Source organism: Aquimonas sp. (genome assembly GCF_044377145.1).
Classification (GTDB): domain Bacteria; phylum Pseudomonadota; class Gammaproteobacteria; order Xanthomonadales; family Xanthomonadaceae; genus Aquimonas.
Genome location: NZ_JBILJQ010000004.1, coordinates 1 through 21,450, shown reverse-complemented (window position 1 = coordinate 21,450; position 21,450 = coordinate 1). Strand labels below are relative to the sequence as shown.

Below are 21,450 nucleotides of genomic sequence, written 5' to 3'. Positions count from 1 at the left end.
ACGGCGCCGGGGTGACCCGGCGCCGTTCTCTTTAGAGCGTTGATCGACGCGACTCAGGGCCGGACGATGTCCTCGAAGCTGCCGATGAACAGGCGCTCGCCGCCGAAGGAGTCCGGCATCAGCGCGCCGCTGGCGATCCAGTCGTACACCAATGCCTGGAACTCGGTGCTGGCGCTGCCGCCGAGTGGCATGCGGCCACCAAACGGTGGGACGTCACAGTTGAGCTTCAGAAACAGTGAGCTCGCCAACGGCTCGAACGGGCGCACCCGCAGGATCGCTGAATTACCGTTCGATGGGGTGCCGCGTTCGTTGGCACCGATCAGGGCGACCCGGGCATTGGCGGTGCTCAGGCTCAGCCCCCCTTGGCTGCCGTGGCAGGACGCGCACTGGTTGGTGATGAAAGGACGAATATCGCCTTCAAAGCTCACGTTGTAGCGGATCGGGTGTGTTTCCGCCGAAATCGCGTCGCAGCCGCCGAGGCTTTGCAGCGACTTCGACGAGTCCGCCTCACCGCCAGGCCAAGCGAAAGCCGGCGCGCTGGCGAGAAGCATCAGAATCAGCAGCGGTTGATGGATCGGCATGCAAGGCTCCGTTATGGGGCGGGGGCAAGGTTGCGCTGACTGCGCGTGGATTCCAATGAATCCCGGAAGAGGGTCTGGCTGTAAGGATTGCCGTCGACATCGAAGCCGCGCGCACCCTGTTGGATCCAGTCATAGATCAGTGCGCGCAAGCGTCGCGGAATGCGTGTGACGACTTCGCCATCGGGGGGCGGCATCGCTGGATAGGTCTGGGGCGGGGAGCAGTTGAGCTGCGCGTACAGGAGGCTGTTTTCCGGATTTCCCGGATCCACCCGCAGCAGCTCGGGGTTGCGGAAGCTGACCGCAAGCACCAGTTGATAGCCCGCGAATTGCGGATCATCGAGGCGCAGCTCACCCATCGCAGTCTGGTTGTGACAGCCGACGCAGCCACCTGCGAGCCAGACATCATGGATATCGATTGGGCCATCAGGCAGGCCCGTGCCCGGCAGGTCGTACTCCATGCCGTAGGTAATCGGTTCGGCTGAGAGATCCTCGCAGTTGCTCGAGACCTCCAGACTGCCGCCTGTCTTCGCGATTTCCGCGGCGGGCCAGGCGTGAGCAAGCGCGCACGGCAGCGCGAGCAGACAGGGGAGCAGCAGACGAATGAGTTTGGGCATGGTGTTACGCAGTGTAACGCGGACTGCACATGCTGCTCGAAGCGACGGCAGAGTACTGTGATCGACTGCGTTTTCCGCACAGAGGCAGGGTGCGTCCGGCGCTCAAAACTTGCCCGGCCGCAGTACTTCGACATCGGTGAAAAAAAGAGTCAGCCCGAAGTTGGCGCCGTACTGCTCAAGCACGTGCGCGGCGATGCGGTCGGCAATCTCGGCATCGCAGATGATCTTCATTTCGATGCTGCGGTCGGCCTCCCAGCTGCCTTCGCGGATGCCACTGTGGCCGGCGCCACGGACGTCGGACACCGTGTAGCCGTGTGCGCCAAGGCGGCGTGCGTCGCGGGCCAGCGATTTTTCCAGGGCCGCTTCGGTGATGATCGCCAACAGTCGGCGCGGGTGCTTCGGAAGGGTCATGTGGAAGGGCCTCCCATCCATTGGGCGAGCTTGAGGTACAGGGGAATGCCGATGATCACGTTGAACGGGAAGCTGATGCCGAGCGAGGCGGCGATGGACAGCGCGGCATTGGCTTCAGGCACGGCCATGCGCATGGCCGTGGGTGCAGCGATGTAACTCGCGCTGGCGGCCAGGGTGGCGAGCAGGGCAACACCGCCGACCGACAGATCCAGCGCCACGCCGAGTGCCGCGCCGGCGACAGCCAGCACCGGCGGGAAGCACAGTCCGATCAGCAGCAGGCGCGGTCCGAAAGGCCCGATCTCGCGCAGCCTGCCGCCCGCAACCAGGCCGAGTTCCAGCAGGAACAGCGCCAGCATGCCGCGGAAGGGATCAACGAACACAGCCGCAATCGGCGCACTGCCTTCAACGCCGGCGATGGCGCCAATGGCCAGACCGCCGGCCAGCAGCAGCACCGATTTGCCGAACGCGACTTCGTGTGCCAGCTCAGCCCAGCGGACCTCCCGCAGCCGGCTCAGCCGCGCCAGCAGGATGCCGGCGACCAAGGCCGGCGCTTCCATCACGGCCACCCACAGCGCGGCATGTGATTCGTAGGCGATGCCGGCGCGGTCGAGCATCGCGGTGGCGACTGCAAACGTCACCACGCTGACCGAGCCGTAGTGCGCTGCCAGCGAAGCGCTGTCAGGCGATGAGAACTTCAACAGTCGCAGCAGCGGGAACAGGGCGAGCGGAATCGCAAACCCAAGCGCCATGGTGCCCGCTACTTGCGGCAGCAGATCGGACAATGCGTGTTTGGACAGCTCGACGCCGCCCTTCAGCCCGATCGCCAGCAGCAGGTAGATCGACAGGATCTCGTACACGGCTTCAGGCAGCCGCAGATCGGACTTCGCCAGCCGCGCAATCAGGCCCAACAGGAAGAACAGGACGACGATATCTATCATGGGCGCGGATGCTGGCACGCTCGGCGGGTCGATGCCAGCGCCGTACACTCGGCCGCTCAAAACTGGAGTAGCCCATGCTTGATTGCGTTGAAATCACCACTGGCGAACGCCCGCTGCACAGTGTCATCTGGTTGCATGGGCTGGGTGCCGACGGGCATGACTTCGAGCCGATGGTGCCTGAGCTGGTGCGTCCGGGGTGGCCGTCGCTGCGCTTCGTGTTTCCACATGCACCCGTGCGCGCGATCACCCTCAATGCCGGCATGCGCATGCGCGGCTGGTACGACCTGTTCGGGCTGAGCCTCACAGCGGTCGAGGACGAGGCCGGCATTCTGGCCTCGGTGGCTGCAATCGAGGCCTTGATCGCGCGCGAGCGCAGCCGCGGCGTCGAGTCGCACAGGATTCTACTGGCCGGGTTCTCGCAGGGCGGCGCGATCGCACTGGCCGCAGGCCTGCAACATGCCGAACGGCTCGCCGGAATAGTTGCACTTTCGACCTATCTGCCGATCGCTACGCGTATCGAAAGCCGCTTGAGCGACATGCAGAAAGGGCTGCCTGTCTTCATCGGCCATGGCGCGCTGGATCCAATCGTCCCGCAGCTGCTGGGCCAGACCACGCGCCAGCAGCTGGAGCATTGGGGGCATCCGGTTGAGTGGCAAAGCTATGCCATGCCCCACAGCGTCTGCGCGGAGGAGTTGAATGATCTCGCCGGCTGGATGGAACGGCATCTGCTCGGCGAGCAGCGGTAGTCGCTGACGGTGACGCCGCAGGCATACTTCTGCGGATGATCTCCGCCCCCATCGACGACTGGCTGCCCGACTTCTGCCGCGTGCCCACCCTGTTCGTGGTGATGGTCGCGGCGCAGATAATCGTGCTGGCGGCGGTGCTGATGCCGGGCGCCAGCGGCGATCCGGCCACCGCCGGCAGCCGATTGTTCGTTGCCAGTCTGTTCGCGCAGTGGCTGGCTCTGCTGGCGTGCGTGCTGCTGTGCAAGTTGCGGCCGGTGATTCTGCGGATCCGGCCACGCGGACTGTCGATTCTTGCGGGTTGGATCCTGCCAACCCTGACCACCCTGACCGGCGCTGCAGCGGTCAACCAGCTTGACCTCACCCTGGGGCTGGACCTGACCGTGCCCAGTGGGCATGGCCTGCAGTTCGCGCTGTCCTGCGCGGCAGTCGCCGGACTGCTTGCGGCCGCCTTGCTGCGCTATTTCTACGTACAGCAGCTGTGGCAGGCGCAGGTGCAGGCCAGCGCGCAGGCGGAGGTGCGGGCATTGCAGGCGCGTATCCGGCCGCATTTCCTGTTCAACAGCTTGAACAGCATCGTCAGCCTGGTTCGACGCGATCCGCGTACGGCCGAGCGCGCCATCGAGGATCTCTCGGAAGTCTTTCGCGCCGCGCTCGGCGCGGGCCAGGGCGATTGGACCCTCGGCGAGGAACTCGATCTGGTGGATCGCTACCTGGCGATCGAGCGGCTGCGCCTGGGCGACCGGCTGCGCCTGCGCAGCGAGATCGACGCCGATTGCCCGCGCACCCAGCGGCTGCCGCGGCTGTTGCTGCAGCCGCTGCTTGAGAACGCGGTGCTGCATGGCGTGGCGCGGCTGGGGCAGGGCGGCGAAGTGCATTTGCGGGTCAGCTGCGCCGACGGCGGCATCGAGGTGCAGGTCGATAACCCGTGCCCCGAGCAGCCCGGACAAGGCGCCGGCAACCAGCACGCCCAGGCCAGTATCGAGCAGCGTTTGCAGCACTACTTCGGGCCTGCAGCGTGGATGACTGTGGTGCCTGCCCCCGGCTACTATTCGGTGACTTTATGGATGCCCCGCACGCCCGACCTGACCCCGCCGACACCGCCGAACTGACTGTTCTGGTGGTGGACGATGAGCACTTGGCGCGGCAGCGCCTGCGCGACCTGCTGGAGGACGAAGCCGGCGTGCGCGTGGTTGGCGAGGCCGCCGACGGTCGCGAGGCCTGCGAGCAGGTGGATCGGCTCAATCCCGACATCGTGCTGCTGGATATCGACATGCCGGTGATGAACGGCCTGGAGGCCGCGCGGCACCTGGCCGCGCAGCCGCAGCCTCCCGCCGTGGTGTTCTGCACCGCCTACGAAGGCCATGCGTTGGCCGCATTCGAAGCGCGCGCGCTCGACTATCTGCTGAAGCCGGTGCGCGCCGAGCGCCTGCATGCGGCGATCGAGCGCGCCCGTGCGCTGGGTCGAGGCCGTGCGGTCGAGCGTTTGCAGGCCGTGCCGCGCGATCAGGCGCGAACGCATCTGTGCGCGCGCCTGCGCGGTTCGCTGCGGCTGATTCCTGTAGTCGACATCACCTTCCTGCAGGCGGAAGAGAAGTACGTGGTGGTTCACCACCGCAGCGGTGAGGACCTGATCGAGGACTCGCTGAAGTCGCTGGAGCTGGAGTTCCCCGAGCTGTTCCTGCGCATCCACCGCAACTGCCTGGTCGCACGCTCCGAGCTGCGCGAACTGCGCCGCGGCAACGATGGCCAGGTGCATGCCTTGCTGAAACACGATCAGGCCGCGCTGGAAATCAGCCGCCGCTGCCTGCCGCAAATACGTCAACAGCTGAAGCATCTATGACCCAGACCCTGCGGATCGCCACCCGCAAGAGCGCACTCGCGCTGTGGCAGACCGAGCACGTGGCCGCTCGCCTGCGTGCGCTGTATCCCACCATCGACATCTCATTGGTGCCTCTGTCTACCCGCGGCGATGAAGTGCTGGACCGCTCGCTGGCCGCGGTCGGCGGCAAGGGCTTGTTTCTGAAGGAGCTTGAGGAAGCCATGCTGCGCGACGAGGCTGATCTGGCCGTGCACTCGCTGAAAGACGTGCCGATGGAGCTGGATGGTCCGTTCGAGCTCGCCGCGATCCTGAGCCGCGCCAATCCCTACGATGCGTTTGTCAGCAACCACTTCGACGACATCAAGGCTTTGCCGAACGGTGCGCGGGTCGGCACTTCGTCGATGCGCCGACGCGCGCAGCTGAAGGCGCTGCGACCGGACCTGGACGTGGTGGACCTGCGCGGCAACGTCAACACACGCCTGACCAAGCTCGACGATGGCCAGTACGCAGCGATTGTTCTGGCCTGCGCTGGTCTGGAGCGATTGGGCATGTCATCGCGTATCCGCGCCCAGCTGACCCCGCCGCACTGGTTGCCGGCAGCCTCGCAGGGGGCGATTGCGATCGAATGTCGCAGTGGCAACACGGCCGTGATCGAGTTGCTGCGCGGCTTGGATGATGCCGACACCCGCGCCTGCGTCGAAGCCGAGCGGGCACTGAGTCGAGCCTTGGGTGGCAGCTGCCACGTCGCGATCGCCGCGTTCTGCACCCAAGCCGAGGGCGCGCTGCATCTGCGGGGCTGGGTCGGCGATGCCGAAGGTGGTGCCGGGCTGCGAGTCGAGGTGAACGGCGCGATCGGCAGTTCAGACGCGCTGGGTCAAGCTGCAGCCGAGCAGTTGCGCAGCCTGGGCGCCGAGCGCCTGCTGGCGATCGCCTGACGATTGGGCGGCCGCGGGCTTGACCTGTTGGCGGCGTATCGACCGGGGCGCTCGATGCCGAGTGCCCCGGTCATGCAGCATCACTGGAAGCTGTAGACCAGGTTGATGGTGGTGAGCAGATCAGTGCTCTTCGCACCCGGGCTGGTCTCGCTGTTGTAGCGAACCTGCAGGCCGACCTTCAGCGCCATGCGTTCGTTCATGGAGACCGCAACGCCGAGGTCGTTCTGGGCGAAGGTGTTGTCTTCGCCGCTCTCGATCAGCAGGGTGTTGCTGAGCTTGGTGTTGTCGGTGAGCTGTTGGCTGGCCTCCAGCAGGCCGCGCACGATGGCGCTGCTTTCCGTTGCGCCGGTGAACAGCTTGGCGCGACGGTAGCCGGGGCCGACTTCTGCATGCAGGCGGCCGGTTTCACGGTCGTAGAAGGTGTAGCCGAAGCCGAGTGCGAAGGTGCTCTGGCTCTCATAGGTGCCGAAGTCATCGCGTTCATGGCGCAGCGCGCTGATCCACGAGGCGCGCTCGTTCATCTTCAGTGCGCTCGAAGCCCCCATCGACCAGCGGTTGGCGGTCAGCTCGAAGCGCTCCTCCACCACGCCGTCGCCATCGAAATCACCGGTCAGCTCCCCTTTGGCGCGCAGCACACTCAGCCCGAACATGTGCTTCCAGCGCTCGTCCTCGTTGATGAAGTCGAGCTTGGCGTTGAGATTCTCAGAGCGGGCATTGCCGCGCGCGGCAGCGAGGCCGAGCTCGCCGGTGCCGGTCCAGCCGTCGGCGCGTGCAAGGCCGGGCAGGGCAGCGGCGACTGGGACAAGGGCGATCAGAGCAACAGCGGTCAACGTGCAACGCATGGTGTACCTCGTGGTTCGAGCAGTGGATGGTGGTAGCAAGGGCGGCCCGCAGACTGGTGTCCCACGCTTGAATTGCACGTGAATTCGGCCCTCACAGGGGCCAGATGATCGGAACAAGCGCCACCGCAAATGCCCGGAACAGCAGGTTGGGCGGCACGCTGACTTTTGGCGAAGGCCATGAATTGATAGCCGCTGGCGCTGCCGACCATGGTGTGGGTCCGATAGCCCACCGGTGTGGCGAAGCCGGTCGAAGCGGCGAAGGCGACGGCGACCAGAAATGCAGCGGGCTTGGCGTCTATCGACTGCGCTGCCGCCGCCGCGATTGGTGTCAACAGCTCCGCCGAGGCATTGTTGTTCACCAACGCTGTCGGGGTCGCCGTGAGCAGGAACATGGTGACCACTACGGCGAGCGGGCCCCAGCCGCCGATGGCATCCAGCATGCGGTCGACCAGGAATCCAAACGCGCCGGGGGTCTGCAATGCATTCCACATCGGCAGCACGCCGGCCAGCAGCATGATCACCCGCCCGTCCACGGCCTTGTAGGCCTCGTCGTGCGCCGGGCAGCGGAACAGCGCCAGATCGATGCAGCGGAGGATCGCGCCTTGGGTCCTGCGGGGGCGGGCGCCGCCGACAGCTTGGCCACGGCAGACGGCCAGGCTGCGGTATGGCGCTTGCTTTTCACGGCGGCCGGGTGATTCGGTGATGCTGAAGGGCCGCCGGACGTTTCGCCCGCGCGGCTTCGAGCGGCGAACGCGCTGAAGCGCCAGCGAGCCGTGAGCCGTGAGCGTGCAAAGCGCGCAGATCGCGGTTCGAAGGGCGAGCTGATTCACTTTGCCTCGCACTTCAAACGGTTTACGCTGCGCGGCTGATCTGTCCACGGCGTGCTTGGCGCAGGCGCGCGGTGCACACGCCGCGGCGTGCGTCGCGCCTGCGATCCATCCGACAACCCGATTCTCAAGGATCGGGGACTTCCAATTCCCCAGGAGTGGTACATGCAACTCAAGCTGATCCCTGCCGCCATCGCCCTTGTCCTGCTCGCAGCCTGTGGTGCGCAGGATGCCCCAGCCCCGGCCGCGGCGCCTGCGCCGACCCAGGCGTCCAGCGCTGCCGCTGTGCAGCCGTCGACTCCGCAGTTCTCGACCGCAGTGACGGGAGAGCTGACGGTAGCAGGCTTGGCCGAACTGCCACCGGGCTTCCAGCTGTCAGTGCGCCTGCTTGATGTCACCGATCCCTCGCAGGTCCCGCCGGTGGTGGCCGAGCTGAGCAGCCCGGCACCGAGCCTGCTGCCGGCGAAGTTCTCGCTGCCCTACGACCCGGCCAAGATCAGCGCCGAAGGTCGATACGCCGTGCTGGCTGCGCTCGTCATCGAGAACGTGCCGCTGTACTCCAGTGCCGCGCCCACCCCGGTCCTGACCCAGGGCAATGCCGATCGCGTCAGCCTTGAGCTGGTGCGTGGCGGTGGGCAGGCCGATACGCAGATCGCGCCGACCGAAAAGATGAAGCAGGAGTTCGGCGCCTTGGAGCGCAGCATCGGTGGCTTCCAGCGCGTGACCGGCGAGCGCATGAATGACGATGTCACCGTCGGCTGGGATGCCTTCATTGCGGGCGGCAAGGTGCGCTTTGCGCGCGAGCAGGTCGACTACGGCGACGCCGGCAGCGCCAGCTTTCGCTACGCCTTCCAGGACGGCAAGCCCTGGGTCATCGTGCGCGAGCAGCGTGGCCGCAGCAGCTGGCTGGGCTGGAATGCTGCTGGTGAGCTGATTCTCAATGAAGGTGAGCGCGGTGCAGTCATCGAGGCAGATGAGGCTGAGCGCCTGCGCGCCCAGGCTGCCGAGGTCATGAGTCTGGCTTCGCGCGGCAACTGAGGCAATCCGAAGGCTGCGGGCCGCTGCGCCGAGATCGGCTGCAGCGGCCCGAGGCCTTCATGTCGGTCTGCAACACTGCCTTTTCACCCGCGCTTGGCGCGGCTTGCACGTAGCAGCGGGCAAGCTTCGGCAATGGCGATCACACCGTTCTCGATTGCTGGCTGTGCGTGCTGGCCCTATCATTCGCGGGCTGCAGCGCTGCCGTATGGCGCGCGCGCCGGAATGGGAGCCGCCGGGTGATCGAGTCGGACGCCTGTGTCGACGGATTGGGTCAGCACTGGGTGCTGCGGCCCAATCGCTCGTTGAGCATTCCGCACATGCGCCTGTTCTTCGCGCTGGTGCTGCTGACGGCGCTGCTGGTGACGGGTTTCAGTTGGCTGGGTGGCAATGTGTTCGCACCGCTGTTCGCGGTTTTTGATGTGCTGGTGCTTGCGCTGGTGTTCTGGTTGGTCTGGCGGCGCGCCGAGCGCGCTGAAGTCATCCAGGTTGGGCCCGAACGGGTTTCGGTCAACCGCTTGCCAGAGCTGGTGGCGGCTCTGGATGAGCACCCTCGCTGGGTGCGGGTGGAGCTGGCGCAGGGGATGCTTTATCTCGCCAGCCACGGCCGGCGGGTGAGGGTGGGAGAGTTCCTCGGCGAGTCCGAGCGCGAACGGCTCCGCAACGAATTGGAGCACGGGCTGAAACTGGCGCGTGATCAAGGCAGTTACAGGATTTCGGATAGAGGGTGATGCTGATGAAGCGTGTCCATTGGAGCCAACTGGGACTGGGCCTCGTCGCCCTGGTGTTCTCGGCGCTGGCGTTTGCCAACCCCGAGCGGTGGCAGCTCAACATGACCACCGGCGTCACCGATACATCGGCCGAGGTCTACCACCTGCACATGATCACGCTGTGGATCTGCGTGGTCATCGGCATCCTCGTGTTCGGCGCGATGGCCGTTGCGATGTTCAAGTTCCGCAAATCGAAGGGCGCCAAGGCCGCGACCTGGAGCCACAACACCACCGCGGAGATCATCTGGACGGTCATCCCGATCCTGATCCTGATCGCCGTTGCCTGGCCGGCCACCAAGACCATGTTCCGGATGGAAGACGTGACCGGCTCCGAGATGACGGTGAAGATCACCGGCTACCAGTGGATGTGGCGTTACGAGATCGTCAGTTACAAGGGTCAGCCCGGTGGCGTGAACTTCGTCAGCCGGATTGATCGCGGCAGCGACGCGGCTCGCCAACAGAGCGCGGTCAACTCGCCAAACGAAGTGGTCGACGCTGAAGGCAACAACGTCTACCTGCTCGATGTCGATCGGCCGCTGGTTCTGCCGACTGACACCAAGGTCCGCTTCATCATCACCGCAGACGATGTGATCCACAGCTGGTGGGTGCCGGCGTTCGGCTGGAAGCAGGACGCCATCCCCGGCGTGGTCAACGAGAACTGGACCCGCATCAACGAACCAGGCGTGTATCGCGGCCAGTGCGCGGAGCTGTGCGGCAAGGACCACGGCTTCATGCCGATCGTGGTGAAGGCTGTGCCGCCTTCCGAGTTTGAGAGCTGGCTGGCCGCCGAGCAGGCCAGCGGCGCCGAGGCCACGCGAGTGGCGCAGATCGATCCCGCGACGGCTCCTGCCGCCGCGGCCAAGCTTTGAGCGGGAGTCAGGACACCATGGCCACTTCGAGTGCAGCGCACCACGACGACCACAGTCACGATCACAAGCCGACCGGCTTCTTCCAACGCTGGGTTCTGACCACCAACCACAAGGACATCGGCACCCTGTATCTGGTGTTCTCGCTGGTGATGTTCCTGATCGGCGGCGCGATGGCGCTGGTGATCCGCGCCGAGCTGTTTCAGCCCGGCCTTCAGCTGGTAGCACCTGAGTTCTTCAACCAGATGACCACCATGCACGCGCTGGTGATGATCTTCGGCGCGGTGATGCCGGCCTTTGTCGGCCTGGCCAACTGGATGGTGCCGCTGATGATTGGCGCGCCGGACATGGCCCTGCCGCGCATGAACAATTGGTCGTTCTGGATCATGCCGTTCGCGTTCACCCTGCTGCTGATCCCGCTGGTGCTGCCGGGCGGTGGTCCTGCCGGTGGATGGACCCTGTACCCGCCGCTGTCCCTGCAGGGCGGTACCAATGTCGGGTTCACGATCTTCGCGATCCACCTGATGGGGCTGTCTTCGATCATGGGTGCGATCAACATCATCGCCACCATTCTGAACATGCGCGCCCCGGGCATGGATCTGCTGAAGATGCCGGTGTTCGTGTGGACCTGGCTGATCACCGCCTTCCTGCTGATCGCGGTGATGCCGGTTCTGGCGGGTGCGGTCACCATGCTGCTGACCGACAAGTTCTTCGGCACGGCCTTCTTCAATGCGGCCGGTGGCGGTGACCCGGTGATGTACCAACACATCTTCTGGTTCTTCGGCCATCCGGAGGTCTACATCATGATCCTCCCGGCCTTCGGCATCGTTTCGGAGATCATCCCCACCTTCGCCCGCAAGCCGCTGTTCGGCTACCAGGCCATGGTCTACGCGACTGCTTCGATCGCCTTCCTGAGCTTCATCGTGTGGGCGCATCACATGTTCACGGTTGGCATGCCGCTCGGCGGCCAGCTGTTCTTCATGTACGCGACCATGCTGATCGCGATCCCGACCGGCGTGAAAGTCTTCAACTGGGTGTCGACGATGTGGAAGGGCTCGATGACCTTCGAGACCCCGATGCTGTTCGCGATCGGCTTTGTGATCATGTTTACCATCGGTGGTTTTTCCGGCCTGATGCTGGCTATTGTCCCGGCCGACTTCCAGTACCACGACACCTACTTCGTGGTGGCCCACTTCCACTACGTGCTGGTGACCGGCGCGATCTTCTCGATCATGGCGGCGGTGTACTACTGGCTGCCGAAGTGGACGGGCCACATGTACAACGAGGCCCTCGGCAAGTGGCACTTCTGGCTGTCGACGATCTTCGTCAACGTGCTGTTCTTCCCGCAGCATTTCCTTGGCCTGGCGGGCATGCCGCGGCGTATACCCGACTACAACGTCGCGTTCGCCGACTTCAACATGATCAGCAGCATCGGCGGCTTCGGCTTCGGTATCTCCCAATTGCTGTTCGTCTACATCGTGTGGAGCTGCGCACGCGGTGGACAGAAGGCGACCGCTGGGGTGTGGGAGAGCGCCAAGGGTCTGGAATGGACCGTGCCCAGCCCTGCTCCGCACCATACCTTCAGCATTCCGCCGGTGATCGACGACAGTAAGCTCGCCCACGGCGACACCTCGCATTGATCACGCACTGACAGCGGCCAGAGGCTTGCCTCTGGCCGCTGTGGAGTTCAAATGAAGCGCCCCGAAGTTCCCGCAAACGTTACCCCGGCGCAGCGCAGCGCAGCCAAGCGCACGGCACTGCTGATCGGTCTGATCGCCTTTGCCGTGTATGCAGCCTTCGTGATGTCGGGAGTTATCGGTCGATGAGCGCGAACGAGTCCGCCGGCACCAGCCGTCTTGAGACGCGAAAGCTGTTGGGGCGCGCGGCGCTGGCCTGTGGGATGGCGTTTCTGTTCGCGTTCTCGCTGGTGCCGCTGTACCGGATTGCCTGCGAAAAAGTCTTCGGCATCAAGCTGGAACAGACTGCGACCGGCGAGACCGTGGTCGCCAGCTATGCAGTGGACGAGTCGCGGCTGGTGACGGTGGAGTTCGACACTGGCGTCAACTCGCAGCTCAACTGGCAGTTCCGTTCCGACCAGCTGCAGATGCAGGTCCACCCGGGCAAGATGTACGAGGCCATGTTCCACGCCCGCAACATGGACGAACAGGCCATCGTCGGTCAGGCAGTCCCGAGCGTTGCGCCGGCGCGCGCGTCGATCTTCTTCAACAAAACCGAGTGCTTCTGCTTCACCGAGCAACTTTTGAACCCGGGCGAGGAGCGGCCTATGCCGGTGCGCTTCGTGGTGGATCCTGCGTTACCGCCGGAAATCACCACGCTGACCTTGTCCTACACCTTCTTCAACAATGAGCACGCCACCGCCCGCATCGCGGCTCATGGCGGCGCCCATTGATTTGCTGCCGGAATCAGTCTGCAGTTCGCCTCGCGCGCGCGAACCTCTGACTTCGGCTTGCTAGAATCTCGACCTTACGTTCACCGGGAAAGCTCATGGCCACCACCCACGCCGACGACGCCAACGTCTACTACGTCCCTCACAGCAGCCCATGGCCCATCGTGGGTGCGATTGGCCTGTTCATCACCATGCTGGGTGTCGCCAGCTGGATGGACGGTGCCGACTGGGGCATGTGGGTGTTCTATGCCGGTCTTGCGATCGTGCTGTTTATGCTCAGCGGCTGGTTTGCCGATGTGATATCCGAGTCGGTCGCGGGCAAGTTCAACGCCCAGGTCGACCGCAGCTTCCGCATGGGCATGGTCTGGTTCATCTTTTCAGAGGTGATGTTTTTCGCCGCCTTCTTCGGTGCGCTCTTCTACGCACGCACTTTTTCGGTGCCGTGGCTGGGCGGCGAGGGCGCAGGTGCTGCTACGCATGAGTTCCTGTGGAGCAGCTTCGACGCCGCTTGGCCGACCAATGGCCCGAGTGATCTCAACGGCAGCTTCCAGACCATCCCCGCCTGGGGCATCCCGCTGCTGAATACGTTGCTGCTGCTGGCCTCCGGTGTGACCCTGACCATCGCTCACCACGCGCTCAAAGCCGGCCATCGCGGTCAGATCATGATCTGGCTGGCCGCCACCGTGCTACTGGGCGCAGTGTTCATGTACTTCCAGATCTACGAGTACGCGCACGCTTACGGCGATCTGAATTTGAAGCTCAGCTCGGGCATTTACGGTTCGACCTTCTTCATGTTGACCGGCTTCCACGGCATGCACGTTACCCTCGGCGCGATCATGCTGGCGGTGATGTTCTTCCGCGTCATGAAAGGTCACTTCACCAAGGACAACCACTTCGCGTTTGAAGCTGTGGCTTGGTACTGGCACTTCGTTGACGTGGTGTGGCTCATCCTGTTCCTGTTCGTCTACGTGCTCTGACACGCAGCGACGCGCCAAACTGAAAGGGGGTCGGCGCTCGCCGGCCCCCTTTGTTTTTGCCACTGGGTCTGTTCATCGTTGCGGATGAGCAAGTGCAACCCGAACAGTCAGCCGCCGATGCCGTGCGGCTTGATCACCCCGGTGGCGATGCCGACCAGCACCAGCACGATCAGCAAGACCGAGAAACCGATTCGCCGAGTCAGCGCGTTCACCGTGCGGTGCGTGGTGCCGCGGTCGGAAATCATGTAGTACAGCCCCGCGCCCAGGTTGTAGAGGATCAGGGCGAGGAAGGCGACGATCAGCAGCTTTTCCATGGTGGCGAGTACCCGCGAGATGATGGCCCCGATTATCGCACCGCAGTTTGGAAGCTCAGCGTGAGAACGCTGCGAGCCTCGCTGTTGCGTCATCTGCTGGCCGTCAGTGGACTGCTGCTGTGCGCGCTGTTCGCCACACTCGCGACCTGGCAATACGGACGTGGCGAGTTCAAGGAAGGCTGGCTGGCGCAGGTTGAGGCTGCGCGCGATGCGCCGGCGCGGCCGATCGCGCAAACGCTGGCCGATCCTGGATCGGCTGAGCTTGCCGTCGCCGTTGCGGGGCAGCTCGAGCTGCGCGCCGGCCCGCGATTGCTGCTCGACAACCAACAGCGCGAAGGCCGCGTCGGTGTGCGCGAGTACGCACTCGCACGGCCGCTGCCTGTTGTTGAGGACGACGCTGCCTGGCTGCTGGTGGACATGGGCTGGCTGTTGTTGCCGCCGGATCGCAGCCTGCCGAGTCTGCCGGCTTTGCCCGCTGAGCTGGATGCTACCGGACTACTGACGCCGTTACCCGGTCAAGGGCTGCGGCTGGGGCAGAATCCTCCGGCGGGCGTGGGCACGGCCCTGCTCAACTACCTCGATACCGTTGAACTCGGCGCGCAGCTTGGAGTGGCGATTCGCCCGCGTCTGCTCCGGCTTGATCCCGCGATCGCCATCGGCCATGCGCGCGATCTGGACGTGCTGCCGAATACACTGCCGCCCGAGCGCCACCGAGGCTACGCCCTGCAGTGGGCCGGCCTGAGTCTGGCGGCGTTCTTCATCACCTTTCTGCTGTATTTCCGGAGTCGCGGATGAACCCGCAACAACGCTCGCGCCTGCTGCTCGTTCTTGTAGTGTTGATGTTCGGCACCCCCTTCGTCGCCGCCGTGGTGATGCGCTTCGGCGGCTGGCAGCCGGGCCAGACCCGCAACTACGGCACCCTGGTGCAGCCGCCGCAGGACTGGAGCGCGATTCCGCTCAAGACCTTGGATGGGGCAGCCTATCCGTTTGACCCCGAAGGCCGCCGCTGGCACCTGCTGGTCCTGCCGCCGGAGTCCTGCGAGGAGCAGTGCCGAGACCAGGCCGATGTGCTGCATCGACTGTGGGTGTCGGAAGGCCGCCGCGCCGAGAAGCTTGATGTCCTCTGGCCCGGCGCCTGGCCGCAGGGCCTGGAGCGTTTCGGCGGGCTCCGCGAGATCGAACTCCCCCCGGCGCTGCGCGCACAGGTGCCGGTGCAGGGCACGGCAGGTGACGGCGTGGCCGCGGTACTGATCGACCACAACGGATTTCTCGTCGTGAGCTATGCGGCGGGCTTCGACCCCAGCCGTATGCGCCGCGATATCGACCGACTGGTGAAGTAGTCATGCCCCATCGCAATTTTCACAAACTCGCCTGGATCGCGCTCGCGCTCACGCTGTGTGTAATCGCTTTCGGCGCCTTCGTGCGCTTGTCCCATGCTGGCCTCGGCTGCCCGGATTGGCCGGTGTGCTACGGCAAGCTGACCTGGCCCAAACACGAGCACACCATCGCCGCCGCCAATGTCGCCTTTCCAGAGCGACCGGTTGAGGTTGTAAAGGCTTGGCGCGAGCAGTTCCACCGGCACATCGCCGCTCTGCTGGGCGTGCTGGTGCTGGCCTTGGCTGCACTTGCGACTCGCGGTCGCCGCCATGGCTGGACGATCATCTTCAGCGCCAGCGCGATGGTCGCCCTGGCAATTCCGCTGTACATGCGCGAGCAGTACGTCGCTTCCTCGGTACTGGTCTTCATCGCCGAGGCCATGCTGCTGGCTGCCGCCTGGCGCTGGTCCAATACCGACTTCGCGCGCATCGCCACCTTCACCCTGGCATTCATCATCTTCCAGGCCATGCTCGGCTTATGGACGGTCACTTGGCTGCTGAAACCCATCGTGGTGATGGCGCATCTTCTGGGCGGCATGACGATGTTCTGTCTGCTGACCTGGATGGCGATGCGCGCGGCACCGAACGCGGCTTTGATCGAGCCCTCCGGCGTACGCCTTAAGCCGATGCTGATCGTGGCGATCGTGCTGGTCGCGATCCAGATCGCGCTGGGCGGCTGGGTCTCAGCCAACTATGCGGCACTGGCCTGTGGGGTCGATTTCCCGACCTGCCTCGGTCAATGGTGGCCGGACATGGACTTCGAACAGGCGCTGGTGCTGTGGCGCGGAATCGGTGTCGACTATGAAGGTGGCGTGCTGGATCCCGACGCCCGCACCGCGATCCAGATGATGCATCGCATGTTTGCGCTCGTCGTGGTCGGCCATGTGCTGTTCCTGGCGCGGCGCCTGATCAGCATCGGCATGGTCCACTACGGCTGGGGCATCGGCGTGGTGCTGGGTGTGCAGGTTTTTCTTGGCATCAGCAACGTGGTGGGAGGCCTGCCGCTGCCGATCGCCACCGCCCACAATGCGGTCGCAGCCATCCTGTTGTTCTTGCTGGTGGGCCTGCTGGCGCGCCTGCGACCGCGCTCCTCGTAGTGGTGCGCCTCCGAGGCCTGGAGCCGCAGGCCTCATTGGGGCACGCGGTATCCGGAAACCGCGGCCGATCGTGAATCGGTGACCACGAGCCTCCCATCTGATTCAACCGTTCGCGCGTCGCGGCTTGCAGCCTCGGCGTCCGGGCCTCACGCTTCGAGACTATGACCTCCACTTTTCGCCAGTACTGGCCGCTGACCAAGCCCAAGGTCGTGGCACTGATCGTATTCACCGCCCTGGTTGGCATGCTGCTGTCCTCGCCTGGATTGCCGCCGTGGCAGGCGCTGGTGTTCGGCAACCTCGGCATCTGGCTGGCGGCTGCATCGGCGGCGGCCATCAACCATCTGATCGACCAGCGCATCGATGCGATCATGGCGCGGACCCAGCATCGTCCGCTGCCGTCGGGTGAACTGGTTGGCTGGCAGGTGCTGGTGTTCGCGGTCGTACTGGGCGGCGCTTCGATGCTGATCCTCGGCCTGCTGGTCAATGTGTTGACCGCCGTGCTGACCTTCGCCTCGCTGATCGGCTACGCCGTGGTCTACACCGCGTACCTCAAGCGGGCGACGCCGCAGAACATCGTCATCGGCGGCGCCGCGGGTGCTGCGCCGCCCGTGCTGGGCTGGGCGGCGGCTACCGGAGAGGTGCATCCCTACGCCCTGTTGCTGTTCCTGATCATCTTCATCTGGACCCCGCCGCACTTCTGGGCGCTGGCGATCTTCCGCCGCGACGACTATGCCCGCGCCGGCATACCGATGCTGCCGGTGACCCACGGCGTCGAATACACCCGCATGCAGGTGCTGCTCTACACCCTGCTGCTTATTGCGGCCACCCTGCTGCCTTGGGTGACCGGCATGTGCGGCAGCTTCTATCTGGGTGGCGCGCTGGTGCTGAACGGCGTGTTCCTCTACTACGCCCTGCGCCTGATGCGGCCGCCGAACGAGCGCTTCGCAATGGAGGTGTTCAACTACTCGATCATCTACCTGATGGCGCTGTTCGCCTTTCTGCTCGTCGACCACTACATCGAGCCGGCGCCGGCCGTGGCGAATGCGCTCTATTTCGAGCCGGTGGCGGGCTAGCCCCACTGCTGAGCCTGCGCAGAGCATGCTCGCTCATTGAAGCGGCCCCGCGGCCAGCTGAGGTCGCCAATGGACCGCCGCACCACGCTAGGTTATCGCTGCAATCAAGCTTTGGCTCGGTCGCTCCACGCATGCGGGTGCCGGTTGCTTTCAGGCTGAAAACCGCCGGCGTGTTTCCGATCTGAGCCAGGCAGTGCCGAGCCGAGCGCCGTTCATCATCTCTGGTCCTGCGCAGGCACCCTGAATCAGCATGTCGCTGTGTGCACGACAGCCGCGGCACACTGTCGCCCGCGTTGGCCTACTGGGCCGATCCCGAATTGCCGTTCGAACCTCAAGGTCCCGTCATGAGCTCAAAACCGACATCACCGAACTGGAACGACGTGCTGCACTGGGCGCGCCAAGGCAATCCGCCGCCGCCCGGCCGTGTGGACCTGAGCGCCGTCGAGTGGCAGTCGCGGCTGAACCCCGACCAGTTCCGCGTGCTGCGCCAGCACGGCACCGAGCGCGCCTTCAGCTCCGGCATGTGCGGGCTGTTCGAGCCGGGTCTCTACGCCTGTGCGGGCTGCGGCACCGTGTTGTTCGATGCCACCACAAAATTCGAAAGCCATTCGGGCTGGCCCAGCTTCACCGCGCCGGTCGTCGAGGGTGTGGTCGCCTATGTGGAAGATCTCAGCCATGGCATGCAGCGCATCGAAACCCTGTGCGCGGTTTGCGATGGTCACCTCGGCCACGTGTTTCCCGATGGCCCGCCACCGACCGGCCTGCGCTACTGCATCAACGCGCTGGCGCTTGAAAAGGAATCAACCCCGTGACCGACACCATCACTGAAACCGCCGTGCTCGCCGGCGGCTGCTTCTGGGGCATGCAGGAGCTGATCCGCGCGCTGCCCGGCGTGCGGCGCACCCGCGTCGGCTACACCGGCGGCGATGTGCCCAACGCCACCTATCGCAACCACGGTAGCCACGCCGAGGGCATCGAGATCGTTTTCGACCGGAGCGTCTTCAGCTATCGCCAACTGCTGGAGTTCTTCTTCCAGATCCACGACCCGAGCACCCCCAACCGCCAGGGCAACGACCGCGGGCCCAGCTATCGATCTGCTATCTATCCATTGGACGAACGCCAGCGGCAGATCGCGCTGGAGACCATCGCCGCCGTCGATGCATCCGGCCGCTGGCCAGGCAAAGTCGTCACCGAAGTCGAACCCGCAGGCGCCTTCTGGGAGGCCGAGCCCGAGCATCAGGACTACCTGCAGAAGTACCCGACCGGCTACACCTGCCATTGGGTGCGGCCGCAGTGGGTGGTGGATAGGTAGTGCATGCATTGCTCACATCCACCCACTTGCTTTAACTCCCAATCGGCAGCATTGTAAGAACCAAGTCCCGATTGGTACTAAATCATGCGCGCCGCCAGTTCTTTGCCTCAGCCCCGTCCTGCCGTTCTGGAAGCGCCCAGTGAGCTGGCGGGGCCGGGTCTGCGGACCTTCTTCAACATCGCCAAGCGCTGGGGGCTGGACACTGCGCAGGAGCAGGTGTTGCTGGGCTCGCCGGCGCGCTCGACCTTCTTCCGTTGGAAACGCGGCGAGATCGGTGTGGTCTCGCATGATCTGATCGAGCGCCTGAGCTATCTGCTGGGCATCTACAAGGCCCTGCAGATTCTGCTGCCGGTGGCCGAGCGCGCCGACGCCTGGCCGGGGCGGCCGAACAGCGCGCCGGTGTTCAATGGGCAGACACCGCTGCAGCGCATGCTCGGCGGCCAGGTGGCCGACCTCTATGCGGTGCGTCAGTACCTGGATGCGGAGCGCGGCGGTTGAGCCTGCTGCCGCGTCAGGACGCGGTGGTGTGGCGGCCGAGCTACCGCATCGTGCCGTCGATTTTTCCGCCGCGTGGCCTGTTCGATAGCGTGGCCGCGCCAGCAGATCTTGAGGCCGTGTTCGAGCTCGAAAGCCTCACCAACGATCGCGTACGCGAGCAGCTCGGCCACCTGCAGCGGGTACCGCCCGCGCGGCGCATCAGTGGGCCGGGCAGCACACCGATCATGAGCGCCTTCACCCATGTGCCACCGGACGGCTCGCGCTTCGCAACGGCGGCGTTCGGCGCCTACTACGCAGCGCGCGAACTGCCCACCGCCATTGCCGAAACCGTCTACCACCGCCAGCGCTTTCTGCGCGCCTCGAACGAGCCGCCGATCGATCTGGAAATGCGCTGCTACACCGGCAATGTGCGCGCTGATCTGCACGATCTGCGCGGCGGCTGGCCGGAGCTGCACGCCCCCGACAGCTATGTCGCCAGCCAGCGCTTCGCCACCGAACTGCGTGCGGCCGGCAGCGACGGCATCGTGTTCGACAGCGTGCGCAGGGCGGGCGGCCAGTGTGTGGCGCTGTTCTACCCCGACCTGATCAGTCCGGTGAGGCAGGGCCCGCATCTGCTGTATCGCTGGGACGGGCGCGCGATCGAGGCCTTTGTCAAAGCCAGCTGATTTGGCGTTTCAGTCGCTCGACCTGCTTCGACCACGGCAATGCTGCGGTCGCGCTTCGGTGAGTTCGGGCAGCTTGCGCAGGGCATCGCGAAAGAAGCCGCGATCGACCGGCTGCAGTTCGCGCAGTCGACGGCGAAGACGCTCGGCGGATTGTTCGGCTGCGATCACATCGCCGGCGTGGGCGGAGTACCAGGCGGCTTCAAGCAGAAGGTTCGTGCGCTGCAGCGCATCGACCTGCTGCCGCCCGGCATCGACGTTGGCGAGTTCGGCCGCGGCGAGCTCGCGCCAGCTGGCGTGCTGCAGCGGCGCCAGCACCGGCGCGATCAGGCTGCGGAAGCGCGTGGGGCTGAGCACCGGCCAGCGGCGGAACTCGTCCAGGCGTGGACGCACTGCCTCCGGCCCACCTTCGCGCACCATCCGCAGCAGGTAGATGGTGTTCCAGCTGCTGCCGCCTGCGCCGTACTGGCGGCTGAGGCTGGTGGCCAGGGCGATCCACTGCAGCGGCGGGCCGGCCGGTGCATTCAGCGGACGTAGTCCGCAGCGCTGGAACAGCCACAGCGACCAGCCGAGGTTGCTGGCGGCCGATGCTGCTGCATCGAACAGCTCGGCTTCGCTGGCCTGCTGCAGGGCGCGCTGATACTGCAGCAAGGAGGCCGACGCGGCCTGCTCGCGCTCGCTCATCGCGAGGTCCTCGCGCAGCGCGGTCGCGCGCTGCAGCAGGGCCTGCAGATTGGCGTACTCGCTGCGTACCCGCGGGTGATGTTCGAACAGCAGTGCCCAGCGCGGCTCGACGCTGGCGGCATGCAGGATCCGCCGTGCGCCTGAAGCGTCGCGCCCCGCATACGCGCACCAGGCCGAGACGATCGCCGCCATCGCGCCCAGCCAGGCGTGTTCCGGCGCCTGCACGTCATGCCAGTGGCGATCGAGGTCGGCCGTAAGCGTCCGCCCACCTCACCTACCTTCCTTACCTGATTCTCCCGACCGTCTCCGGTTTCCCCAACGGAGGACCGGTCGATGGCGTGTTCGGAGGTGCGGCGATGGCGGGCGCATGTGCGCTCGCAGGTGCGGAGTGGGTTGAGCCAGGCGGCGTACTGCCGGATGTGGGGCATCCGTCGGCGGGAGTTCGCTGCTTGGCGGCGGCGGATGTGGATGCGCGAGTTGGCACCGCTGCGGTTGTTGCCGATCCAGCGGAGAGACGGCTGATGCGTCTGCCTTCGCAGTGGTTTCTCGCGGTCGAGCCGATCGATCTGCGCTGCGGCATGGATCGGCTGCTGGTGTGGGTGCAGCGGAGCGGCGGCGTGGCCTCGGGTTCAGTGGGGTACGTCTTCCGCAACCGCAGCGGCTCGC

General features: G+C 65.3%; 27 protein-coding genes and 1 pseudogene. 20 read left to right on the top strand and 8 right to left on the bottom strand.

Going from position 1 to position 21,450, the window contains the following annotated elements; genetic code table 11:
- Positions 1 to 53: 53 nt before the first annotated feature.
- From ACIQ7H_RS02510 to ACIQ7H_RS02495, 4 genes are all read right to left on the bottom strand, one after another.
- Positions 54 to 581 (bottom strand): hypothetical protein, encoded by a 528-nt coding sequence (locus tag ACIQ7H_RS02510; protein WP_395788045.1) that lies wholly within the window; start codon positions 579 to 581, stop codon positions 54 to 56.
- An 11-nt stretch (positions 582 to 592) separates the two neighbouring features.
- A complete protein-coding gene (locus tag ACIQ7H_RS02505) occupies positions 593 to 1,195 on the bottom strand; it encodes a hypothetical protein (protein WP_395788043.1) in 603 nt (200 codons plus the stop codon).
- Positions 1,196 to 1,297: 102 nt separating this feature from the next.
- Positions 1,298 to 1,606 (bottom strand): P-II family nitrogen regulator, encoded by a 309-nt coding sequence (locus tag ACIQ7H_RS02500; protein WP_395788041.1) that lies wholly within the window; start codon positions 1,604 to 1,606, stop codon positions 1,298 to 1,300.
- Positions 1,603 to 2,544: a sodium-dependent bicarbonate transport family permease gene (locus ACIQ7H_RS02495; RefSeq protein ID WP_395788039.1), complete on the bottom strand. Its 942-nt coding sequence runs from the start codon at positions 2,542 to 2,544 to the stop codon at positions 1,603 to 1,605. Before ACIQ7H_RS02495 ends, ACIQ7H_RS02500 begins: the two co-directional genes overlap by 4 nt.
- A gap of 74 nt (positions 2,545 to 2,618) precedes the next feature.
- Between ACIQ7H_RS02495 and ACIQ7H_RS02490 the strand changes: the two genes are divergently transcribed.
- The 4 genes from ACIQ7H_RS02490 to hemC are packed head-to-tail and all read left to right on the top strand — an operon-like array spanning position 2,619 to position 6,044.
- A complete protein-coding gene (locus tag ACIQ7H_RS02490) occupies positions 2,619 to 3,290 on the top strand; it encodes an alpha/beta hydrolase (protein WP_395788037.1) in 672 nt (223 codons plus the stop codon).
- Between the two features lie 35 nt (positions 3,291 to 3,325).
- Complete coding sequence (locus tag ACIQ7H_RS02485; RefSeq protein WP_395788035.1) at positions 3,326 to 4,399, top strand: sensor histidine kinase; 1,074 nt, start codon at positions 3,326 to 3,328, stop codon at positions 4,397 to 4,399.
- Entirely contained in the window at positions 4,396 to 5,130 is a 735-nt protein-coding gene (locus ACIQ7H_RS02480; protein WP_395788210.1) for a LytR/AlgR family response regulator transcription factor, read from the top strand. The genes ACIQ7H_RS02485 and ACIQ7H_RS02480 overlap by 4 nt, the downstream gene beginning before the upstream one ends.
- Complete coding sequence (gene hemC, locus ACIQ7H_RS02475) at positions 5,127 to 6,044, top strand: hydroxymethylbilane synthase (protein WP_395788033.1); 918 nt, start codon at positions 5,127 to 5,129, stop codon at positions 6,042 to 6,044. The genes ACIQ7H_RS02480 and hemC overlap by 4 nt, the downstream gene beginning before the upstream one ends.
- Before the next feature lie 80 nt (positions 6,045 to 6,124).
- On the opposite strand, the gene ACIQ7H_RS02470 is transcribed toward hemC, so the two are convergent.
- Both ACIQ7H_RS02470 and ACIQ7H_RS02465 read right to left on the bottom strand, forming a co-directional pair.
- Positions 6,125 to 6,886 (bottom strand): YdiY family protein, encoded by a 762-nt coding sequence (locus ACIQ7H_RS02470; RefSeq protein ID WP_395788031.1) that lies wholly within the window; start codon positions 6,884 to 6,886, stop codon positions 6,125 to 6,127.
- Entirely contained in the window at positions 6,871 to 7,764 is an 894-nt protein-coding gene (locus ACIQ7H_RS02465) for an SLC13 family permease (RefSeq protein WP_395788029.1), read from the bottom strand. The genes ACIQ7H_RS02470 and ACIQ7H_RS02465 overlap by 16 nt, the downstream gene beginning before the upstream one ends.
- 114 nt (positions 7,765 to 7,878) lie before the next feature.
- Here ACIQ7H_RS02465 and ACIQ7H_RS02460 point away from each other — a divergent pair, with 114 nt between their 5' ends.
- The 7 genes from ACIQ7H_RS02460 (at position 7,879) to ACIQ7H_RS02430 (ending at position 13,768) form a co-directional block, all read left to right on the top strand.
- Positions 7,879 to 8,751, top strand: a complete 873-nt coding sequence (locus ACIQ7H_RS02460) for a YbaY family lipoprotein (protein ID WP_395788027.1) — start codon at positions 7,879 to 7,881, stop codon at positions 8,749 to 8,751.
- A 236-nt stretch (positions 8,752 to 8,987) separates the two neighbouring features.
- Positions 8,988 to 9,479, top strand: a complete 492-nt coding sequence (locus ACIQ7H_RS02455) for a DUF2244 domain-containing protein (protein ID WP_395788025.1) — start codon at positions 8,988 to 8,990, stop codon at positions 9,477 to 9,479.
- A 2-nt stretch (positions 9,480 to 9,481) separates the two neighbouring features.
- The gene (gene coxB / locus ACIQ7H_RS02450; protein ID WP_395788208.1) at positions 9,482 to 10,387 is read left to right on the top strand and encodes a cytochrome c oxidase subunit II; all 906 of its coding nucleotides are present in this window, start codon (positions 9,482 to 9,484) and stop codon (positions 10,385 to 10,387) included.
- Positions 10,388 to 10,404: 17 nt separating this feature from the next.
- Positions 10,405 to 12,024, top strand: coding sequence for a cytochrome c oxidase subunit I (ctaD, locus tag ACIQ7H_RS02445; RefSeq protein WP_395788023.1), 1,620 nt, complete (start codon positions 10,405 to 10,407; stop codon positions 12,022 to 12,024).
- A 51-nt stretch (positions 12,025 to 12,075) separates the two neighbouring features.
- Positions 12,076 to 12,210, top strand: a complete 135-nt coding sequence (locus ACIQ7H_RS02440) for a hypothetical protein (RefSeq protein ID WP_395788021.1) — start codon at positions 12,076 to 12,078, stop codon at positions 12,208 to 12,210.
- A complete protein-coding gene (locus tag ACIQ7H_RS02435; RefSeq protein ID WP_395788019.1) occupies positions 12,207 to 12,794 on the top strand; it encodes a cytochrome c oxidase assembly protein in 588 nt (195 codons plus the stop codon). The genes ACIQ7H_RS02440 and ACIQ7H_RS02435 overlap by 4 nt, the downstream gene beginning before the upstream one ends.
- Positions 12,795 to 12,889: 95 nt before the next feature.
- Complete coding sequence (locus ACIQ7H_RS02430) at positions 12,890 to 13,768, top strand: cytochrome c oxidase subunit 3 (protein WP_395788017.1); 879 nt, start codon at positions 12,890 to 12,892, stop codon at positions 13,766 to 13,768.
- A gap of 107 nt (positions 13,769 to 13,875) precedes the next feature.
- On the opposite strand, the gene ACIQ7H_RS02425 is transcribed toward ACIQ7H_RS02430, so the two are convergent.
- Positions 13,876 to 14,082, bottom strand: coding sequence for a twin transmembrane helix small protein (locus ACIQ7H_RS02425; protein ID WP_395788015.1), 207 nt, complete (start codon positions 14,080 to 14,082; stop codon positions 13,876 to 13,878).
- A 60-nt stretch (positions 14,083 to 14,142) separates the two neighbouring features.
- Here ACIQ7H_RS02425 and ACIQ7H_RS02420 point away from each other — a divergent pair, with 60 nt between their 5' ends.
- From ACIQ7H_RS02420 to ACIQ7H_RS02385, 8 genes and pseudogenes are all read left to right on the top strand, one after another.
- Positions 14,143 to 14,877, top strand: a complete 735-nt coding sequence (locus ACIQ7H_RS02420; protein ID WP_395788013.1) for an SURF1 family protein — start codon at positions 14,143 to 14,145, stop codon at positions 14,875 to 14,877.
- Positions 14,874 to 15,422 (top strand): hypothetical protein, encoded by a 549-nt coding sequence (locus tag ACIQ7H_RS02415; RefSeq protein WP_395788011.1) that lies wholly within the window; start codon positions 14,874 to 14,876, stop codon positions 15,420 to 15,422. Before ACIQ7H_RS02420 ends, ACIQ7H_RS02415 begins: the two co-directional genes overlap by 4 nt.
- 2 nt (positions 15,423 to 15,424) lie before the next feature.
- Complete coding sequence (locus tag ACIQ7H_RS02410) at positions 15,425 to 16,555, top strand: heme A synthase (RefSeq protein WP_395788009.1); 1,131 nt, start codon at positions 15,425 to 15,427, stop codon at positions 16,553 to 16,555.
- A gap of 158 nt (positions 16,556 to 16,713) precedes the next feature.
- Positions 16,714 to 17,628: pseudogene (gene cyoE, locus ACIQ7H_RS02405) on the top strand (heme o synthase); the annotation flags it as partial.
- A 344-nt stretch (positions 17,629 to 17,972) separates the two neighbouring features.
- Positions 17,973 to 18,440: a peptide-methionine (R)-S-oxide reductase MsrB gene (gene msrB / locus ACIQ7H_RS02400; RefSeq protein WP_395788007.1), complete on the top strand. Its 468-nt coding sequence runs from the start codon at positions 17,973 to 17,975 to the stop codon at positions 18,438 to 18,440.
- 8 nt (positions 18,441 to 18,448) lie between these two features.
- Complete coding sequence (gene msrA / locus ACIQ7H_RS02395; protein WP_395788206.1) at positions 18,449 to 18,940, top strand: peptide-methionine (S)-S-oxide reductase MsrA; 492 nt, start codon at positions 18,449 to 18,451, stop codon at positions 18,938 to 18,940.
- Between the two features lie 84 nt (positions 18,941 to 19,024).
- Positions 19,025 to 19,438 carry an antitoxin Xre-like helix-turn-helix domain-containing protein gene (locus ACIQ7H_RS02390; protein ID WP_395788005.1) on the top strand — a complete coding sequence of 138 codons (414 nt, stop codon included), beginning with the start codon at positions 19,025 to 19,027 and terminating at the stop codon, positions 19,436 to 19,438.
- The gene (locus tag ACIQ7H_RS02385; RefSeq protein WP_395788003.1) at positions 19,435 to 20,103 is read left to right on the top strand and encodes an RES family NAD+ phosphorylase; all 669 of its coding nucleotides are present in this window, start codon (positions 19,435 to 19,437) and stop codon (positions 20,101 to 20,103) included. The genes ACIQ7H_RS02390 and ACIQ7H_RS02385 overlap by 4 nt, the downstream gene beginning before the upstream one ends.
- Before the next feature lie 9 nt (positions 20,104 to 20,112).
- Here ACIQ7H_RS02385 and ACIQ7H_RS02380 read toward each other — a convergent pair whose 3' ends face one another.
- A complete protein-coding gene (locus tag ACIQ7H_RS02380) occupies positions 20,113 to 21,009 on the bottom strand; it encodes a hypothetical protein (protein ID WP_395788001.1) in 897 nt (298 codons plus the stop codon).
- A gap of 108 nt (positions 21,010 to 21,117) precedes the next feature.
- On the opposite strand from ACIQ7H_RS02380, the gene tnpA reads away from it, so the two are divergent.
- Entirely contained in the window at positions 21,118 to 21,306 is a 189-nt protein-coding gene (gene tnpA, locus ACIQ7H_RS02375; protein WP_395787999.1) for an IS66 family insertion sequence element accessory protein TnpA, read from the top strand.
- The last annotated feature ends 144 nt before the right edge of the window (positions 21,307 to 21,450 follow it).

Coding starts and splice junctions, on each gene's coding strand:
- msrB (WP_395788007.1), top strand. CDS start 17,973: ATGAGCTCAAAACCGACATCACCGAACTGGAACGACGTGCTGCACTGG.
- ACIQ7H_RS02470 (WP_395788031.1), bottom strand. CDS start 6,886: ATGCGTTGCACGTTGACCGCTGTTGCTCTGATCGCCCTTGTCCCAGTC.
- ACIQ7H_RS02490 (WP_395788037.1), top strand. CDS start 2,619: ATGCTTGATTGCGTTGAAATCACCACTGGCGAACGCCCGCTGCACAGT.
- ACIQ7H_RS02495 (WP_395788039.1), bottom strand. CDS start 2,544: ATGATAGATATCGTCGTCCTGTTCTTCCTGTTGGGCCTGATTGCGCGG.
- ACIQ7H_RS02500 (WP_395788041.1), bottom strand. CDS start 1,606: ATGACCCTTCCGAAGCACCCGCGCCGACTGTTGGCGATCATCACCGAA.
- ACIQ7H_RS02485 (WP_395788035.1), top strand. CDS start 3,326: ATGATCTCCGCCCCCATCGACGACTGGCTGCCCGACTTCTGCCGCGTG.
- ACIQ7H_RS02440 (WP_395788021.1), top strand. CDS start 12,076: ATGAAGCGCCCCGAAGTTCCCGCAAACGTTACCCCGGCGCAGCGCAGC.
- ACIQ7H_RS02510 (WP_395788045.1), bottom strand. CDS start 581: ATGCCGATCCATCAACCGCTGCTGATTCTGATGCTTCTCGCCAGCGCG.
- ACIQ7H_RS02435 (WP_395788019.1), top strand. CDS start 12,207: ATGAGCGCGAACGAGTCCGCCGGCACCAGCCGTCTTGAGACGCGAAAG.
- ACIQ7H_RS02430 (WP_395788017.1), top strand. CDS start 12,890: ATGGCCACCACCCACGCCGACGACGCCAACGTCTACTACGTCCCTCAC.
- hemC (WP_395788033.1), top strand. CDS start 5,127: ATGACCCAGACCCTGCGGATCGCCACCCGCAAGAGCGCACTCGCGCTG.
- ACIQ7H_RS02460 (WP_395788027.1), top strand. CDS start 7,879: ATGCAACTCAAGCTGATCCCTGCCGCCATCGCCCTTGTCCTGCTCGCA.
- ACIQ7H_RS02410 (WP_395788009.1), top strand. CDS start 15,425: ATGCCCCATCGCAATTTTCACAAACTCGCCTGGATCGCGCTCGCGCTC.
- ACIQ7H_RS02425 (WP_395788015.1), bottom strand. CDS start 14,082: ATGGAAAAGCTGCTGATCGTCGCCTTCCTCGCCCTGATCCTCTACAAC.
- ACIQ7H_RS02505 (WP_395788043.1), bottom strand. CDS start 1,195: ATGCCCAAACTCATTCGTCTGCTGCTCCCCTGTCTGCTCGCGCTGCCG.
- ctaD (WP_395788023.1), top strand. CDS start 10,405: ATGGCCACTTCGAGTGCAGCGCACCACGACGACCACAGTCACGATCAC.
- ACIQ7H_RS02415 (WP_395788011.1), top strand. CDS start 14,874: ATGAACCCGCAACAACGCTCGCGCCTGCTGCTCGTTCTTGTAGTGTTG.
- ACIQ7H_RS02390 (WP_395788005.1), top strand. CDS start 19,025: ATGCGCGCCGCCAGTTCTTTGCCTCAGCCCCGTCCTGCCGTTCTGGAA.
- tnpA (WP_395787999.1), top strand. CDS start 21,118: ATGGCGTGTTCGGAGGTGCGGCGATGGCGGGCGCATGTGCGCTCGCAG.